The sequence below is a fragment of the Leisingera sp. MMG026 genome (assembly GCF_021654205.1).
Lineage (GTDB): Bacteria > Pseudomonadota > Alphaproteobacteria > Rhodobacterales > Rhodobacteraceae > Leisingera.
In genome coordinates, this window is record NZ_JAKFZM010000012.1 from 56,393 (window position 1) to 73,475 (window position 17,083).

Sequence of the window (17,083 nt, forward strand, 5' to 3'; positions counted from 1 at the left end):
GGCTGAGGGGCCGCTACAGCCCCCCAAAGAGGTCGGTTACTTGGCGGCTGTGCCGGCTTCTTCCGACTTGCCGCCGGTGGCAAAGAACTCTTTCGTCAGTTTGAAGACGATCGGGCTCAGCAGGGCCAGGGCGATCAGGTTAGGAATGGCCATCATGGCGTTCAGCGTATCCGCCAGCAGCCAGATGAAGCCCAGATCAGCAGTTGCGCCGAAGTAGATCATGACGATCCACAGGACACGGTAGGGGATCAGCGACTTCACACCCAGCAGGAATTCGATGCATTTCTCGCCGTAGAAGGACCAGCCCAGAATGGTGGTGAAGGCAAAAATCGACAGGGCGACTGCAATCAGTGAGCCGCCGATGCCGGGCAAGGTGGTTTCGAATGCCAGCGAGGTCAGTGCCGCACCGGAAATGGCCTTGAACCCTTCGGTTTCACCGTTGGCCAGGAAATCAGCCACAGATGCGTCGAGCGCGCCAGAAGCGATAATCGCCAAACCGGTGATCGAGCACACGATGATGGTGTCGATGAAGGTTCCCAGCATCGCGATCAGGCCCTGGTTAACTGGACCTTTGGTCTCAGCCGCTGCGTGGGCGATCGGAGCCGAGCCGAGGCCCGCTTCGTTCGAGAAAACGCCGCGAGCCACGCCAAAGCGGATCGCCAGCCAGACAGCCGCGCCTGCTGCGCCGCCTTTTGCGGCCCAGGGTGTAAAGGCATAGGTAAAGACTTGGCTGATCGCATTGCCGATTGCACCAGCATTCAGCAGCAAAACCAGCAGGCCTGCAATGATGTATGCAATCGCCATGAATGGAACCAGTTTGCCGGCAACCGCACCGATGCGGGTGATGCCGCCCAGGATAACGGCTGCGGTCAGAACCATCAGGATCACGCCGGTGACCGAGGTGTTCACACCAAAGTTCGTTTCCAGAACCTGAGCCACACCATTGGCCTGCACACCGTTGCCGATGCCGAAAGCAGCCACACCGCCGAACAATGCGAACGCAACGCCCAGCCAGGCCCATTTCGCGCCGAGGCCGTTTTTGATGTAGTACATCGGGCCGCCGACGAAATTGCCCAGCTCGTCTTTTTCACGGTATTTCACCGCGCAGACAGCTTCGGCGTATTTGGTGGCCATGCCGACCAGAGCGGTCATCCACATCCAGAAAAGCGCGCCGGGGCCGCCCAGGAACACCGCGGTGGCAACACCGGCGATGTTGCCGGTACCGATGGTGGCCGACAGTGAGGTCATCAGCGCGTTGAACGGGCTGATCTGGCCTTCGCCTTGGCCTTCACGGCCTTTGAACAGCAGGCTGAAGCCGGTGCCGATTTTCAGGATTGGCATGAACTTCAGGCCTACCTGCAGGAAAAAGCCGACGCCGAGTATCATGACGAGCATGGGTACGCCCCACACAACACCATTTAGCCAGCCGACTACTGAGTTTAACGCTTCCATGGGTCTCCTCCCGATTGCGTTTTAGTTAAATACCCTTTGCCAAGGCCATCTGACGGGCCTTTTTCAGGGCGGCAAAATCTTCATCCGCGTGGAACGATGAACGGGTCAGCGGCGTGGCCGACACGTGAAGAAAGCCCTTGGACCGGGCAATCTGTTCCAGCTGCGCGAATTCTTCCGGCGACCAGAACCGGTCGATCGGGTGGTGTTTGGCGGTGGGCTGCAGGTACTGGCCCACGGTCAGGAAATCGACCTGTGCCGCGCGCAGGTCGTCCATCACCTGGCGCACATCCTCCAGGGTCTCGCCAAGGCCGACCATGATGCCCGACTTGGTGAACAGCTGCGGGTTGGCGCGTTTGGCGTCGTCCAGCAGCCGCAGCGAGGTGTAATAGCGCGCACCGGGACGCACCCGCGGGTAGAGGCGCGGCACGGTTTCCAGGTTGTGATTGAATACATCCGGGGCGGCTTCGAACACGGCCTCCGCTGCGTCGCCCTTGCCCAGGAAATCCGGGGTCAGCACCTCGATTGTAGTGCCGGGGTTCTGATGACGGGTGGCGCGGATGGTCTGGGCGATGTGCCCGGCGCCGCCGTCCTCCAGATCATCCCGGTCAACGGAGGTGATCACCACATGGCGCAGGCCCAGCTTTTTGACCGCAGCCGCCACCCGGCCCGGCTCAAACGCGTCCAGTGTGTCCGGCCTTCCGGTGGTCACATTGCAGAAGGAACAGCCGCGGGTGCAGACCTCGCCCATGATCATCATGGTGGCGTGACGCTTGGACCAGCACTCGCCGATATTGGGGCAGGCGGCCTCTTCGCAGACAGTGGCCAGGTCATGCTCCCGCATCAGTTTGCGGGTCTCGTAATACTCGGCGCTTTCGATCTTTTTCTTGCGGATCCACTGGGGCTTTCGCGGGATAGCGCTGTCGGTCTTATGGGCCTTTTCCGGGTGGCGGGGTCTTAGCTGGATCGTCATCTCGCATATCCCTCCAGGTCAGGCGTGGATGGCACGGCCAAGTGCGTCAAGGCAGGCTTCTTTCACCGCCTCACCCATCGCAGGATGCGCATGGCAAGTCCGTGCAACCTCCTCGATAGTAGCACCTTTTGTCATCGCAAGCACCAATTCGGCAATTAAATCACCGCCATGCGCGCCGCAGATATGGGCGCCAAGGATCTTGCCCCCGGGCGTTGCCAGCACTTTGACGGCGCCGTCGGTATCGCCGGTGGAACGCGCGCGGGAGTTGGCCATAAAGGCAAACTTGCCAGTGATGTATTCGACACCGGCCTCTTTCAGCGCTTCTTCGGTCTGGCCGACCGAGGCAACTTCGGGGTCGGTGTACACAACGCCGGGGACGGTGTTGTAATCCACATGGCCGTGCTCGCCGGCCAATAGTTCGACACAGGCAACACCGTCTTCCTCAGCCTTGTGGGCCAGCATCGGGCCGGGCACGCAGTCGCCGATGGCAAAGATGCCGGGCACTGAGGTCTGGAACGTTTCATCCACCTCGATGAAGCCGCGGGCGTTGATCGAGACACCGAGGTCTTCCAGACCCAGACCGCGGGTCACCGGGCGGCGGCCGATGGCGATCAGCACCTTGTCGGCCTCGATCTGCTCTTCCTTGTCCTTGCCGACACGGTCCAGGGTCAGGGTCAGGCCGGTCTCACCCTTGTCAATGGTCTTCAGCGCGCGGCCCAGCTGGAATTTCAGCCCGCGCTTGGACAGCGCCCGCTGGGACAGCTTGGCGATCTCGCCGTCGATGCCGGGCAGGATACGGTCAAGGTATTCCACAACCGTCACCTTGGATCCGAGACGTGACCAGACCTGACCGAGTTCAAGCCCGATCACGCCGGCGCCGATCACCACCAGGTGCTCCGGCGCGGCTTCAAGCGCCAGCGCACCGGTGCTGCTCAGCACGTCCACCTCGTCGATATCCACGCCGGGGAGGGGGCTGGGTTCCGAACCAGTGGCAATCAGGATGTTCTTTGCGGCGTAAGCCGCTTCGCCGACCTGCACCTGGCCGGGGGCCGGAATGCTGGCCCAGCCTTCAATATGGTCGACACCGTTCTTCTTGAACAGAAAGGCGATGCCCTTGGTCAGGTCGCCGACAATCTTGTCCTTGCGCGCCATCAGCGCGCCCAGATCCAGGCTGGCGCCCTCAACGGCAATGCCATGCGCGGCCAGATGGGACAGTTCGGCATACTTACCGGAGGAGGTCAGCAGCGCTTTGGAGGGGATGCAGCCAACATTGAGGCAGGTGCCGCCCAGCGATCCGCGGCCTTCGACGCAGGCGACCTTAAGACCCAGTTGTGCAGCACGGATTGCTGCGACATAACCGCCCGGACCGGCCCCGATCACAATCAGATCATATGCGCTCATGTGGATTCTCCTCCGAAATGCGGTTCAGGACCGGCACGTATGCTTCCGTATACGACGTTTCGTCTCCTATAGGAAACTTTTCCCCTCTTGCAAACAAAAAGTTCCATCACGGAAATTTTGACCCGTGAATACATCAAAGCTAAGCTGTTTGCGGAACAGGAGAATTTGCACGAATGGAACCAATTCCCTCAGAAGAAACAGGGCTGGGCCCGGAGGCGATGGAGGCTCCGGACGGCGAAGTCCTGGGGAAAATGATTCGCGACGCCCGCAAGGAAAAGGGGCTGACGCTGGAGGAAGCAGCGCGTGCTGCCGCCATCGGGCGCTCGACTTTGTCGAAGATCGAGAACAACCAGACCCGGCCCAGTTTCGAGATCATCCGCCGCCTGATGCAGACGCTGGAACTGGAAACGCCGCAGTTGTTTGTGCAGTCCGGGCAAAGCGGCGTCACCGGGCGCCGGGATTTCACCCGCACCGGGTTGGGTGAGCACAAGGAAACTTCGACCTATGATCATGAACTGCTGTGCAGCGAGCTGACCAGCAAGCGCATGGTGCCCTATATCAGCACCATCAAGGCACGTGACGTGACGGAGTTCGACAATTGGGTCCGCCACCAGGGCGAAGAATTCATGTTTGTGCTGAGCGGCGAACTGATCCTTTACACGGAACACTACCGGCCGCTTCGTATGGGGGCGGGGGACTCAGTCTATTATGACAGCGGTATGGGCCACGGCTGTGTGTCGGTCAGCAACGAAGATGCCAGGGTGCTGTGGGTGTCGCTGGAAGTGTGACGGGGAAACCGCCCGCAGGTCCGTAAGCCCGGGCTGACGGTTATGCCGCTTTTCCGGACGGGCAGGTTCACGTACATCTGTCTGAAAGGAGAGGCATTGCGATGAAACTGGACCCGATTGATATCTCAACAGCTGCTTCGGCTTCCGCTGCAGTGTTTGAGGCGCTGCGCAGTGCGATCATCGATGGCCGGCTGGAGGAGGGCGAACCGCTCCGCCAAGAAGAAATTGCACGCCGCTTCAATACCAGCCGGATCCCGGTGCGGGAGGCAATTTCGCGGCTGGAGGAATACGGGCTGGTTAAGACACAGCGCTTCAAGGGCGCGGTTGTCGCCGGGCTGTCGGCGGATGAAGCGGCGGAGATATTTGATTTCCGCGCGCTGCTGGAGCCGGAGATCATCCGTGATGCGGTCCCGCGGATGTCACAGGAGCTTCTGGCCAGCGCGCGGTTGCATTGCGAGGCCTTTGCCGGCTGCAAGAACCCGATGGAGTGGGGTGTTCTGAACCGGGAGTTCCACGACGCGCTCTACAGTGCCAGTGCGCTGACCTATTTTCGCGAAGCAGCCCGCAGCGCGATGGACCGGATCGACCGCTACATCCGTGCGCAGCTGGTCATGAGCGACGGTATGGAGCGTGCCGAGCGGGAGCATATCGCGATCCTGGCGGCCTGCGAAGAGGGCGATGCCACTCGTGCTGCAGAACTGACCAAAGCGCATGTTCAAGCGGCCAAAACCTCGTTGCTGGCGCATTTTCCCGTTCTGACCCGGTCCTGATACCTGTTCTCAGGCTACCGGTGCTGGGAGTGTCTGGGCAAGCAGCCAGCCGCTGATAGCGCTGGTGACACCTTCATTCGGGCCTGCTTCCGGCCGGACCAGGTAATAGGCGCGGTTCTCGCTGACGGTTGTATCGAACAGCTGCACCAGCACTCCGCTTTGCAGATCGGTGTCGATCAGCGGAATCCACCCCATTACGATACCCTGCCCGGACGCAGCGGCCTGCAGCACCACATTTGTGTCCTCAATGACCGGACCGGGCAGCGGGCCGTCCAGCCGGACCCCGGCCTGCATGAACCAGGCGTTCCAGCCCAGGGTGTCGCGCTGGTGGATCAGCGGAAAGCGCATCAGGCCGGCAGGTGACTGCGGATGCCTCAGCTGCTCCAGCAGCGCCGGGCTGGCCACAGGGGCCGACAGCATGCTGACCAATGGTTCGGAAATCATGCCGGGAAAGCGCCCGTCGCCCCAGGTGATAAAGATGTCGGCGTCCACATTCTGCGGCGCGACTTGCAGCGGGGTCCGCACCAGCTTCAGTTCTATATCCGGGAATTCCGCACAGAAGCCGGCAAAGCGGGGCAGCAGCCAGCAGGTGGCAAAGCTGGGGCCCAAGGCAATGCGGATCGTGGTTTTCTCGGGCCAGCGGGCCACTGAGTTCACTGTGGCCTCCAGGATCCTGAATGCCTGCGAGGCGCCGTCCGCCAGCCGCGTGCCGTCGTCCGTCAGATGCACCTGACGGCCATCACGGGTGAAAAGCCGGATGTTCAAATAGGCCTCCAGCCCGCGAATGTGATGGCTGACGGCGGTGGGTGAGACGCCTATGTGCAAAGGAATTCCGCCCGAGGCAGAAAATGGCTGCAAGAGCGCGCCGCCGCGGCAGAGAAGCCCGGATCGAAGCCGAAAGCGCACCGGCAGAAGACAACCCGCCGGTCTGGGGCGGTATTGAGGGCGGCCGGTTCCGGCCCCTGAGCGATGCGGATGAGGTTAAGATCAACGAGGCGGTGCTGTTGCTGCTGGAGACACTGGGACTGAGCCAGGCAACACCTTCGATGATCGCGAAAATCTGCGCTGCGGGTGGCAGCTGCACGCAAGACAAGCGGCTGCTGTTCCCACGGGCGCTGGTTCTGAAAACCATCAAGGAAGCCCGCCGCGATGTGGTGCTATTTGGCCAGGATCCGCGCAATGACCTGAACCTGTCCGGCCATCGCGTCCACATGAGCTCGGGCGGCGGCGCGCCCGGGGTCTTTGACCTTGAGGACGGGCGCTAACGGGATGGCACGCTGAAAGACCTCTATGACGCGGCGCGCATTTGCGATGCGATGGAAAACATTCACCATTTCAGCCGCTCGGTGGTGGCCCGCGATGTTGGGAACGTGGCGGATATGGACCTGAACACCGCTTATACCGGCCTGATGGGCACCTCCAAACATGTATCGGTGTCGGTTTCCGAACCTGGAAATGTGCAGCAGCTGGCGGAGCTGTGCTATGCGCTGGCCGGATCCGAAGAGGCCTTTCGCGCGCGTCCCTTCCTGACGGTGATGGTCTGCCACGTGGTGCCGCCGATGCGCTTTGCCGAGGAGGCGCTGGACACGTTGGAGGCCGCGGTTCTGGCAGGCTTCCCGGTGCAGCTGATTTCGGCAGGCCAAGCAGGCGCCACCAGCCCGGCAACCATTGCGGGCTCGCTGGTGCAGGCCGTGGCGGAAACCCTGGCCGGGCTGGTGTTTGCCCGGCTCGTCGACCCGAATGCCGCCGCGACCTATGGTGCCAAGCCGCTGATTTCCGACCTGCGCACCGGGTCAATGTGCGCAGGCGGCGGCGAACAGGCGATCCTGATGGCAGCAGCCGCGCAGATGGGGCGGTTCTATAACCTGCCTGTGACCTCGATTGCCGGCATCACCGGCTCCAAGATGCTGGATGCCCAGAATGGCAGCGAGAAGAACCTGGCCGTGTCTTCCGCCGCCCATTCCGGTTCCAACCTGATCACCCAGGCCTGCGGCATGCAGGCAAGCCTTCTGGGCGTGTCGCTGGAGGCTTATGTGGTCGACAACGACATGATCGGTAACATTCTGCGGACCCTGCGCGGGGTGGAGGTGACTGCGGAAAACATCGGCGCTGAGGTGATCGCTGAGGTCTGCCGCGGCTAAGGCCATTACCTGGGCCACCGCCACACCTTCAGCCGGATGAAATCCGATTACTTCTATCCGCATCTGGATGACCGCCAGACCCCGCGGGAGTGGGAAGAGCAGGGCGCGCGCGCGATTGGCGAGGTGGCCAGGGACAAGGCGCGGGAGCTGCTGGCCGGCCACTTCCCCGCCCATATTTCGGACGGCAAGGACCAGGAACTGCGCGGGCGGTTCAATATTTGCCTGAGCCGGGCGCAAATCGGGCGGGCATGATGCAGGACCACCCGCTTTTTCCCCGGCAACTGGACCTCATACAGGATTGCTGGACAGACAGTGCGGTCGCCAGGCGGTGCATTACAGAATGCCGGGACGCGGATACCACCCAGGCCATGCGCATTGCCCGCAAAGGCGAAGGCCGGGCAGGTGTTCGTCAATGGCTTCCTAATAGGCGGCGGCACGATCCCCTTCGGCGGTGTCAAGGACAGCGGCTTGGGGCGTGAAAACGGGTTTCTGGGCATCAGTGCCTATTGCGCGGTGAAATCCACCGTTTTGAAACCTTAGGAGCCGGCATGAACACCAGCCAATCCCTTGCTGAGCGCGCCCGCCTCGTCATGCCGGGCGGCGTCAGCCATGAGTTGCGCTACAAGACCCCGCATCCGGTCTATTTCATCCGCGCCAATGGGGCTGAATAATGGGACGCGGACGGTAAGCGCTATATCGATTTTAAGCTGGGCGCGGCCAGCCAGATCCTGGGCCATGCCCACCCTGAGATCGCCGCCGCGGTGGCAGCCCAAATGGGGCGCATGCCCTATACCGGCGATTGCCACCCGCTGGAGGTGGAATGGGCCGAGTGGCTGAACCGTCTGTTCCCCTCGGCGGAGCGGGTGCGCTTCACCGGGTCCGGCACTGAATCCACTATGCTGGCGCTGCGGCTGGGCCGGGCGCACTCGCGCCGCGACAAGGTGCTGCGTATCGACGGCCATTTCCATGGCTGGCACGGCATGCTGATCAAGGGCGCCAAACCCGGCACCAATACCGCGCCCTCGCTGGGGGTGCCGCAGGCGGTCTGCGACCTGACCGTGGTGGCCCCGCCGGATCTGGACGCCATTGCCGCGCTGTTGGATAGCGACACGCAGATCGGAACGGTGTTTGTCGAGGCTTCGGGCGCCAACTACGGCTCGGTGCCGTTGCCTGAGGGGTTCCTGCAAGACATCCGCGCGCTGGCAGATCAAAGCGGCCATGTGCTGATCTTTGACGAGGTGATCACCGGGCTCCGCTGGTCGCCCGGCGGACACCAGGCGCGCGACGGGCTGGACGCAGCGGCTATCCGAAAAACCCCGCCCGCCATCGTCAAAGACCTGCGCGACGGGCTGCTGGAGCGGGGAGTGGAGTTCATGTCTTCCACCTCTTGCGTGACCGGCCTGCCGCTACCGCGGAATTGATCGACGAGGCTGTGGAGCATTTCCGCGGCGCCATTTCTGCGCTCATCCGTGATGGAGTATTGCAATGAGCCTCCCCTCCCACGCCTGCACCGTCATTATCGGCGGCGGCATCATCGGCTGTTCCATCGCTTATCACTTGGCCCGCGAAGGGCGGAAGGATATCGTGGTACTGGAACGCTCGAAACTCACCTCCGGCACCACTTGGCACGCCGCCGGGCTGGTACGCCGCCTGCGGCCTTCGGGAATGCTGACCAAGCTGACCGACTATTCCATTGATCAGTACGGAGAGCTGGAGGTGGAGACCAGCCAGGCCACCGGCTGGACCCAGACCGGTTCGCTGACTCTGGCCACCGACCCCGACCGGCTGACCAACATCAAACGCCAGATCTCGCTGGGCCGCGCCTTTGGTCTGGAGGCGAAAGTGGTGGATGGCGCCCGCGCCAAAGAGCTGTGGCCGTTGATTGAAGCCGATGATGTGATCGGTGCGGCCTGGTCGCCTGCCGATGGCTGGGTGAACCCATCAGACGTGGCTTTGGCGCTGTCCAAGGGCGCGCGGGCGCGGGGGTGCAGATCTTTGAAGATACCGCCGTAACGGGTCTGCAAAAGCAGGGCGGGCGGATTTCCGGCGTTGAAGTGGACGGCCATCTGATCAAGGCGGACGAGGTGGTCATCGCCTATGGTCTTTGGTCCTGCGAGGTTGCAGCCATGGCAGGCGCCCATATGCCGCTCTATGCTTGCGAGCATTTCTACATCCTGACCAAACCCTTTGAAGAGGTGCAGGCGCTGGGCAAGGGTGCGCATCTGCCGACGCTGAATGACCAGGACGCCTTCCTCTATGCCCGCGATGATGTAGAGGGGCTGATGGTTGGCTGTTTCGAACCCCACGCCAAAGGGCTGTCCCTGGACCGTCTGCCCAAGGACTTCTCGTTCGACCTGCTGGACGAGGACTGGGACCATTTCATGCCGATGATGAAGAACGCCCTGCGGCGCATCCCGGCGTTGGAGAAGGCCGAGGTTCGGATGCTGCTGAACGGTTCCGAGAGCTTCACCCTCGACAGCCAGTTCATGCTGGGCGAAAGCCCCGAGGTGCCGGGCCTGTTCCTGTTGGGCAGCATGAACTCCACCGGCATCGCACTGGCCGGCGGAGCAGGGCGCGCGATGGCGGAGTGGATCATTGCGGGTGAGCCGGCGATGGAGCTGAACGAGGCCGACATCCGCCGCTTCAGCCCTGAGATGAACGTGCTGGGCGCGCTGGAGGCGCGGATCCCCGAGGTACTGGGCCGTCACTATGACAACCCCTATCCCGGCCGCTCGATGGAGACCGCCCGCGGCCAGCGTCGCTCACCCATTCATGCAGGCCTTGTCGCGGCAGGCGCCCGTTTTGAGCCCCGCAGCGGCTGGGAGAGTGCGGTGCATTTCGGCGGGGAGGCTGCGCATCTGCCGCTGACCTTTGGCGCGCCTGCTTGGCGCGACCAAGTGGGCCGCGAGGTAGAGGCCTGCCGCAACGGTGCCGCCATCCTGGACCAGAGCGCTTTTGGCAAGATCATGGTGCAGGAGCCGGATGCCTGCGCTTTCCTCAACCGCCTGTGCGCGGCGCAGATGGATATCGCCGAGGGCCGCATTGCCTACAGCCAGATCCTGAACCGTAAAGGCGGCATCGAAAGCAACATTACCGTGCAGCGGCAAGGGCCGGAGACCTATCTGCTGATCGCGTGCGACGGCGAGGTGGTGCGCGACCTCCAGCGGATGCGCGAGACCAAAGGCGCGTTTCACGTGGAATTCACTGATGTGACCGCCGGTTATGCGATCCTCGGTCTGGCGGGGGCCAAGGCGCGCGCGGTGCTGCAAGCGACCTCGAACAGCCCGGTGCCGGACCTGAAACGCTTCCAGTTCGCCCCCGTTGAGATCGGCCTGGCCCGCGGCTGGGCCGGGCGGCTGAGTTTCACCGGCGAGGAGGGATATGAGCTGTACATCCCCGCCGACATGACCATGGCCGCCTATGAGGCACTGTTGGCAGCAGGGGCAAGCCATGCAGGTCTGTACGCCAGCGGCTCGCTCAGGATCGAAAGCGGCTTTTGAGCCTTTGGCCATGAGCTCAGCCCCGGCCTCCCGCCGCAGGAGGCGGACCTGGGCGCTTTCTGCGCCTTTGGCACCGGGTTTGTAGGCGAAGAGGCATTGAAGTCGCACACTCCGAAACGCCGGATTGTCTCAATCCTGTTTGATGATCCGCAGGCCATCCCGATCCACGACGAGCCGGTCTATTTCCGCGGCGATGTGGTGGGGCAGATCACCTCGGCCGCGTGAAGCTATCGCTACGGGCGTTCGTTGGCATTGGCGATGATTGATGCGCCTCTGGGCCTGCTCTCCAAAAACACTGTTGTCCCGGGTTTTGAGGTTGAAATCGCCTGCACCCGCTATTCCGCCAGGGCGCCGCTGAAACCTGCCAAAGAGGCGTTTGCGCATGACTGACATCCCTCGCACCACGCAGGCCGCCATCATCGGCGGCGGCATCATGGGCGTGGCCGCCCAGTTCCAGCTGGCCGAGAACGGCTGGACCGACACCATTCTGTTTGAGAAGGCGGAACTCACCTCCGGCTCCACCTGGCACGCGGCGGGGCAGATCGCCCATGCGGTGGGCAGCCGTCTGGCGGGCTGGATCAACAAAACCTCGATCGAGACCTACAAACGGGTTGAAAAGGAAACCGGCCAATCCATCGGCTGGCATGAGGTCGGCGGCTTCCGCATTGCCGCCAGTGATGACGAGGTGGATTGGATGAAGTCCATTATGGGCGCCGGCAAGCTGCTGGACCTGCCGATGGAACTGGTCGGCCCGGAGGAGGTCGCCCGCGTGAACCCTTTCTACAAGACGGGTGATGTCAAAGCGGCTGTGCGCACCTATGAGGACGGCCATATCGACCCCTCATCCGTCACCATGGCGCTGGCCGCAGCCACCCGCGCGCGCGGGGCCAGGATTGAACGCCGCAATCAGGTTCTGGGCGCCTCCCGCAAGGGAGACATGTGGCTGTTGCGCACGGAAAAGGGCGATGTGCTGGCCGATCATGTGGTGATTGCTGCAGGTTCCTATGCCAATCAGGTGGGCGAGTGGTTCGGGCTGAAGATCCCCTCGGTCAGCTGCCTGCACCACTATCTGGTCACGGATACGGTGCCGGAATTTTTCGGCCGCCCGGAACTGCCGGTGATGCGCGACAACGCCTATGGCGGCTATATCCGGCAGGAGCAGAAATCCGGCCTGATCGGCATCTATGAGGGCCACGTCTGCCCTACAGTCTGGGAGATGCCGGGCGGCGCGCCTTGGGCCGCAGAAAATGATTTTTTTGAGGCGGATTACGACTCCATCGGTGATTTTCTGATGGTGGCGTTCGGCAAGATGCCGGTGCTGACGGATCTGGGTATCAAGCGCGTGGTGCGCGGCGCGATCACCCATACGCCGGATGGCGGCATGCTGGTGGGGCCGTCCGGGGCGCCGAATGTCTGGCTGTCTTGCGGCTCCTCCATTGGCCTCGCCTTGGGTGGCGGCGCGGGCAAGGTACTGGCCGACTGGATGGTGCATGGCGAAACACCGATCAACACCCGCGGCATGGATCCGCGCCGCTATGGCAATTTCTCAACCGGGCATTTCATCGTCGTGCGCACCAAGGATGAGTTCATGCGCCGCCATGATACCCCGTGCCCTGGCAAGCAGTTCAACAGCTTGCGCCCGCTGAACCGCCATGTGCTTTTTGACCGGTTGGCCGCCAAGGGCCGGTTCGAGACTGAGATCACCATCTGGCGCATGGCTGAGGACCGCTATTTCACCGGCTCGCCCATTGCCCGCGCCAATTCGGATTTCGACTGGATCAAATCGCACATCCGCGAGGGCGAAGACGTGCAGATGGTCAACCGCTCCCACGATTGAGGCATGCTGGCGCTCTCCGGCCCGGCCTCGCGCCGGATCCTGGCGGAGCTGACAAGTGCGGATCTGTCGAACAAGGCCTTCCCCTGGCTATCCGGGCAAGAAATCACCGTGACGGGAATACCCTGCTATGCCTTGCGCGTTTCCTTCGCCGGTGAACTTGGCTGGGAGCTGCACGCGCCGCTGGAGCAGATCGGTGAACTCTATGACGCGCACTTTGATGCTGGTGAAAAACACGGGCTGACCGATTTGGGCTCCTATGCCTTCAACGGGATGCGGATGGAAAAGGCTTGTCGTGCATCTGGCGAACTGACCACCGATGTGGGGCCGCTGGACGCGGGGCTGGATCGTTTCGTCGTGGCGGAGGGGCGCGATTTCCTGGGCAAGGACGCCCTGCTGGCCCGCGATCCGGAGTGGGAGCTATTCTATGCCGGGCTGCACGCGGAGGATATCGATATCCACGGCGGCGAACCGGTGCTGCTGGATGGCAAACCCGTCGGCCTGACCACTTCGGGCGGCTATGGCTATACTGTTGGCAAATCGCTGGGCTGGCTGTTTGTCCGCAAGGGCACCCCGCGGGAGGGCCTATGTGTGCAGATCCTGAACCGCGAATTTTCCGTGACCGTCCACCAGAACGCAATTTTTGATCCGCAGAACCTGCGGCCGCGATCTGAGGATTGACACCATGACCAAGACCAACACCAAGATCACCGGAGGCGAGGCTGTCTACCGCGTGCTGCAGGCAAATGGCATGGGCACTGTTTTCGGCCTGTTGGGCGGCTCGATGCTGGAACTTTACGACGCGATTTATCAGGGCGGCGGCATCGGGTATGTCGGCGCCCGGGATGAGCGCGCGGCGGGCCATATGGCCGATGCCTGGGCGCGGATGACCGGCAAACCCGGTGTGGTGCTGGGGGCGCAGGCGGGCCCCGGCGTGGTCAACATCGTGACCGCGGTAGCCGAGGCGCAGCTGGCCTATTCACCGCTGGTGGTAATCGCCGGGGCCATCAGCCGCTGCGATCAGGCCAAGGATACCTTTCAGGCAGTTGATCAGGTTGCCTTGTTCGCGCCGATCTCGAAACGTTCGGTCATGGTCATGGTCACGGATCCGGCACGCCTGGCGCCGATGCTGGAGGACGCGATCCGGCTGGCTAACTCGGGCCGCCGCGGGCCGGTGGTGCTGCATGTGCCGCGCGATCTGTTTGCCGCCGGCCTTCCCGCCATCGACCCCAAGCCAGTGAACGCCCGCCCGCCCGGAGCCCGCGGCGCCGGAAGACATCAGCGCCATCGCAACCCTGCTCGCAACCGCGCAGCGCCCGGTGATCTTTGCGGGCGGCGGCATTAAATGGGGAAAGGGGCGCGAGGCGCTGACCGCCCTGGCGGAAACGCTTGAGGTGCCGGTGGTGGCCTCGACCGGTCATGCCGACGTGATGGTGGTCTTGGATAACGAGGCCTGGGGCGCCGAGAAAGCCTATCAGCAGGAGTTTTATGGTGGGCGTCTCTTGGGGGCTGAGATCACCTCGCCCCGCTATGACAAATTTGCGGAACTCTGCGGCGGCAAGGGTATCTGGGTTGATGGCCCTGGCGGAATGGACCCGGCGCTGGAGGCAGCCCTTGCCAGCAATGAGACCACCATCATCCAGGGCAAAACCGACCCCGGCGCGCTGATGACCCTGCGCAAGGATCTGTTCAAGGCGCCAAAGCTGCCCCGATGATGAGCAAGCCCGATATCGTTGTGGCGGGCGGCGGCAATGCCGCCCTTTGCGCTGCGATCACCGCGGCGGAGGCGGGCAAGCGCGTGCTGATGCTGGAGGCCGCGCCTAAGCCCTACCGCGGCGGCAACTCGCGCCACACCCGCAACTTCCGCTGCATGCATGACGGGCCTCTGTCGGTGCTGAGCGGCACCTATGGCGAGGAAGAGTACTACAAGGACCTTCTTTTGGTGACCAAGGGCAACACGGATGAATATTTGGCCCGCCTTGCCATCCGCGGCAGTCAGGAAAGCCAGCCCTGGATGGAAGCGCGCGGGGTTCGTTTCCAGCTTTCACTGTCAGGCGCCTTGTCGCTGAGCCGCACCAACGCCTTTTTCCTTGGCGGCGGCAAGGCGCTGGTGAATGCGCACTACCGCACTGCAGAGGCGCTGGGGGTTGAGGTGCTCCATGAGGCGCCGGTCACCCATATCGAGCTGGACGGCGATCGGATCACAAGGGTTGATTATACCCATAGCGGCGCGCGCCACAGTCTCAGCCCGCCGGCGGTGGCGGCGGCCTCTGGCGGCTTCTAGGGCAATATCGAACGGCTGGTGGCGGCCTGGGGGCCGGAGGCGGAGAACTTCCTGATCCGCGGCACGCCTTACAACCACGGCGCTGTGCTGTTCGACCTGCTGGGGCAGGGGGGGCAGTCCATCGGCGACCCGACCCAATGCCACGCGGTGGCGATCGACGGCCGCGCGCCCAAGTTCGACGGCGGCATTGTCACCCGGCTCGACTGCGTGCCGTTCTCAGTGGTGGTGAACAAACATGGCGACCGCTTCTATCACGAGGGCGAGGACGTTTGGCCCAAGCGCTATGCAATCTGGGGACGGCTGGTGGCTGCCGAGCCGGAGCAGGTGGCCTATTCGATCATCGACTCGAAGTCCAAGGACCTGTTCATGCCCTCCGTCTTTCCGCCGGTCACCGCGGACACGATCCCGGAACTGGCGGGCAAGCTGGGGCTGGAGCCGCAGAAACTTTCGGAGACCATCGAAGCCTTTAACGCCGCCTGCCGCCCCGGCAATTTTCACCCGGCTGAGCTGGACAGTCTGGCGACCGAAGGCCTGGCCCCGCCGAAAACCAACTGGGCCCGTCCGATTGCGGAACCGCCGTTCCACGGCTACTCGCTGCGCCCCGGCGTGACCTTTACCTATCTGGGATTCAAGGTGGACGAGACCGCCCAGGTGCAAGGCGCCTGCGGCCCGGTTGAAAACCTATGGGCCGCAGGCGAGACCATGGCCGGTTCAATCCTGGGCCAGGGCTATCTGGCCGGCTTCGGCATGACCATCGGCACGGTATTCGGCCGCATCGCAGGCCAGGAGGCCGCCCGATATGTTTGAACAGAGCCAAATGGAGCGCAAGGCGGCGACCCGGATCGACGAAGCCCGCCGCCAGATCGAGATCTGCAATGCCTGCCGTTACTGCGAGGGCTATTGTTCAGTCTTTCCAGCGATCATGCGCCAGCGCAGTTTTGCCGAAGCCGATATCACCCTGTTTGCCAACCTCTGCCACAACTGCCGCGGTTGCTATTACGCCTGCCAATACACCGAACCGCATGAGTTCGACCTGAACTTGCCCGGTATTCTGGCCAAGGTGCGCACCGGAAGCTGGGAGCGTTTTGCCTGGCCCAGCCCCTTGGCCCGGCTGTTCCAGCGCAGCGGCACGGCGCTGGCCGGGGCCCTGATGCTGGGGTTTGCGGGGCTGTTCTGGGCGGCCCACGCGATGCGCCCCGAAAGCGGTGAAGGTTTTTATGCAGTGATGAGTCACGGGTTGATGGTCGCGATCTTCATGCCCGCCTTCCTGCTGCCGCTTCTGGCACTGTTTGTGTCCTTGCGGCGATATTGGCGCCATGTGGGCGGTCAGGGGATAGGTATGTCCCAAATCCGTCAGGCATTGCGCCGCGCCGCACACATGAAGGACCTGTCAGGCGGTCAGGGGCAGGGGTGCAATTTCGAAGACGAAGACCGCTTTTCCAACTCACGCAGATACGCACATCAGGCGGTAGGATGGGGGTTCTTCATGTGCTTCGGGTCAACCGCATCGGGCACCGATATGCATTACATTTTCGATTGGCCTGCACCCTACGGGCTGCTGCTGACAGCAGGTTGCCTGGAACGGGCCCGGCTGAAGCTTAAGGCTGATCCGGCCTTGGGAGCCAGACGGGCATGGGCCGGAGAAATGGGGTTTGTGTTGCTGCTGGGGTTCGTATTGCTCAGCGGCTTGTTGCTTTATGCTTCTGCGGGCACTGTGGCGGTTGCGGTTTTGCTGCCGTTGCATCTTGGCGCGGTGCTGACCTTTTATCTGCTGATGCCCTACACCAAGATGGCGCATGGGTTCTTTCGTCTTGCGGCACTGATCAAGGACGCGGCAGGTAATTAGCAGTCTGAAAGACCGAGTAATCGCAACGCGCTGGACGATATCCTGGCCCGTTTCATTTGAACGCAGCGCAAGCTTAAGAATGTGTGCCGGAAGCAGG

16 protein-coding genes and 3 pseudogenes are annotated in these 17,083 nt (G+C 62.8%); 15 read left to right on the forward strand and 4 right to left on the reverse strand.

Annotated features, from left to right (window positions below):
- Positions 1 to 36: 36 nt before the first annotated feature.
- Genes L1069_RS08600 through lpdA form a run of 3 tightly spaced genes read right to left on the reverse strand, consistent with a single transcriptional unit; the run spans position 37 to position 3,823 of the window.
- Complete coding sequence (locus L1069_RS08600) at positions 37 to 1,452, reverse strand: sodium:alanine symporter family protein (protein WP_129371894.1); 1,416 nt, start codon at positions 1,450 to 1,452, stop codon at positions 37 to 39.
- A gap of 25 nt (positions 1,453 to 1,477) precedes the next feature.
- Complete coding sequence (gene lipA, locus L1069_RS08605) at positions 1,478 to 2,422, reverse strand: lipoyl synthase (protein ID WP_237455379.1); 945 nt, start codon at positions 2,420 to 2,422, stop codon at positions 1,478 to 1,480.
- 18 nt (positions 2,423 to 2,440) lie between these two features.
- Positions 2,441 to 3,823, reverse strand: coding sequence for a dihydrolipoyl dehydrogenase (gene lpdA / locus L1069_RS08610; RefSeq protein WP_237455380.1), 1,383 nt, complete (start codon positions 3,821 to 3,823; stop codon positions 2,441 to 2,443).
- 173 nt (positions 3,824 to 3,996) lie between these two features.
- On the opposite strand from lpdA, the gene L1069_RS08615 reads away from it, so the two are divergent.
- Both L1069_RS08615 and L1069_RS08620 read left to right on the forward strand, forming a co-directional pair.
- The gene (locus tag L1069_RS08615; RefSeq protein WP_237455381.1) at positions 3,997 to 4,611 is read left to right on the forward strand and encodes an XRE family transcriptional regulator; all 615 of its coding nucleotides are present in this window, start codon (positions 3,997 to 3,999) and stop codon (positions 4,609 to 4,611) included.
- A gap of 101 nt (positions 4,612 to 4,712) precedes the next feature.
- Positions 4,713 to 5,381, forward strand: coding sequence for a GntR family transcriptional regulator (locus tag L1069_RS08620; RefSeq protein ID WP_129371890.1), 669 nt, complete (start codon positions 4,713 to 4,715; stop codon positions 5,379 to 5,381).
- A gap of 9 nt (positions 5,382 to 5,390) precedes the next feature.
- Here the strand turns inward: L1069_RS08620 and L1069_RS08625 are convergent, their stop codons facing one another.
- Positions 5,391 to 6,287: a LysR substrate-binding domain-containing protein gene (locus L1069_RS08625; protein ID WP_343328051.1), complete on the reverse strand. Its 897-nt coding sequence runs from the start codon at positions 6,285 to 6,287 to the stop codon at positions 5,391 to 5,393.
- On the opposite strand from L1069_RS08625, the pseudogene L1069_RS08630 reads away from it, so the two are divergent.
- The 13 genes and pseudogenes from L1069_RS08630 (at position 6,230) to tcuB (ending at position 16,986) form a co-directional block, all read left to right on the forward strand.
- Positions 6,230 to 7,774: pseudogene (locus tag L1069_RS08630) on the forward strand (trimethylamine methyltransferase family protein). The gene L1069_RS08625 and the pseudogene L1069_RS08630 sit on opposite strands and share 58 nt — an antisense overlap.
- 123 nt (positions 7,775 to 7,897) lie before the next feature.
- Positions 7,898 to 8,062: an aldehyde dehydrogenase family protein gene (locus L1069_RS08635; protein ID WP_343328052.1), complete on the forward strand. Its 165-nt coding sequence runs from the start codon at positions 7,898 to 7,900 to the stop codon at positions 8,060 to 8,062.
- A gap of 8 nt (positions 8,063 to 8,070) precedes the next feature.
- Positions 8,071 to 8,193 (forward strand): hypothetical protein, encoded by a 123-nt coding sequence (locus L1069_RS24145; protein ID WP_275423058.1) that lies wholly within the window; start codon positions 8,071 to 8,073, stop codon positions 8,191 to 8,193.
- Positions 8,194 to 8,250: 57 nt separating this feature from the next.
- Complete coding sequence (locus L1069_RS08640; RefSeq protein WP_237455417.1) at positions 8,251 to 8,943, forward strand: aminotransferase class III-fold pyridoxal phosphate-dependent enzyme; 693 nt, start codon at positions 8,251 to 8,253, stop codon at positions 8,941 to 8,943.
- A gap of 117 nt (positions 8,944 to 9,060) precedes the next feature.
- Positions 9,061 to 11,022, forward strand: a pseudogene (locus tag L1069_RS24265) (FAD-dependent oxidoreductase); the annotation flags it as partial.
- A 96-nt stretch (positions 11,023 to 11,118) separates the two neighbouring features.
- Positions 11,119 to 11,247 (forward strand): hypothetical protein, encoded by a 129-nt coding sequence (locus tag L1069_RS24150; protein WP_275423059.1) that lies wholly within the window; start codon positions 11,119 to 11,121, stop codon positions 11,245 to 11,247.
- A 33-nt stretch (positions 11,248 to 11,280) separates the two neighbouring features.
- A complete protein-coding gene (locus L1069_RS24155; protein ID WP_275423060.1) occupies positions 11,281 to 11,412 on the forward strand; it encodes a hypothetical protein in 132 nt (43 codons plus the stop codon).
- Positions 11,405 to 12,859: an FAD-dependent oxidoreductase gene (locus L1069_RS08655; RefSeq protein ID WP_237455383.1), complete on the forward strand. Its 1,455-nt coding sequence runs from the start codon at positions 11,405 to 11,407 to the stop codon at positions 12,857 to 12,859. The genes L1069_RS24155 and L1069_RS08655 overlap by 8 nt, the downstream gene beginning before the upstream one ends.
- Before the next feature lie 3 nt (positions 12,860 to 12,862).
- A complete protein-coding gene (locus L1069_RS08660) occupies positions 12,863 to 13,537 on the forward strand; it encodes a glycine cleavage T C-terminal barrel domain-containing protein (protein WP_237455384.1) in 675 nt (224 codons plus the stop codon).
- A 4-nt stretch (positions 13,538 to 13,541) separates the two neighbouring features.
- A complete protein-coding gene (locus L1069_RS08665) occupies positions 13,542 to 14,201 on the forward strand; it encodes a thiamine pyrophosphate-binding protein (RefSeq protein ID WP_237455385.1) in 660 nt (219 codons plus the stop codon).
- On the forward strand, positions 14,176 to 14,571 hold the full coding sequence (locus tag L1069_RS08670; protein ID WP_237455386.1) for a thiamine pyrophosphate-dependent enzyme: 396 nt from the start codon (positions 14,176 to 14,178) through the stop codon (positions 14,569 to 14,571). Before L1069_RS08665 ends, L1069_RS08670 begins: the two co-directional genes overlap by 26 nt.
- Positions 14,571 to 15,947: pseudogene (gene tcuA, locus L1069_RS08675) on the forward strand (FAD-dependent tricarballylate dehydrogenase TcuA). Before L1069_RS08670 ends, tcuA begins: the two are co-directional and overlap by 1 nt.
- On the forward strand, positions 15,940 to 16,986 hold the full coding sequence (gene tcuB, locus L1069_RS08680; protein WP_237455387.1) for a tricarballylate utilization 4Fe-4S protein TcuB: 1,047 nt from the start codon (positions 15,940 to 15,942) through the stop codon (positions 16,984 to 16,986). The pseudogene tcuA and the gene tcuB overlap by 8 nt, the downstream one beginning before the upstream one ends.
- The last annotated feature ends 97 nt before the right edge of the window (positions 16,987 to 17,083 follow it).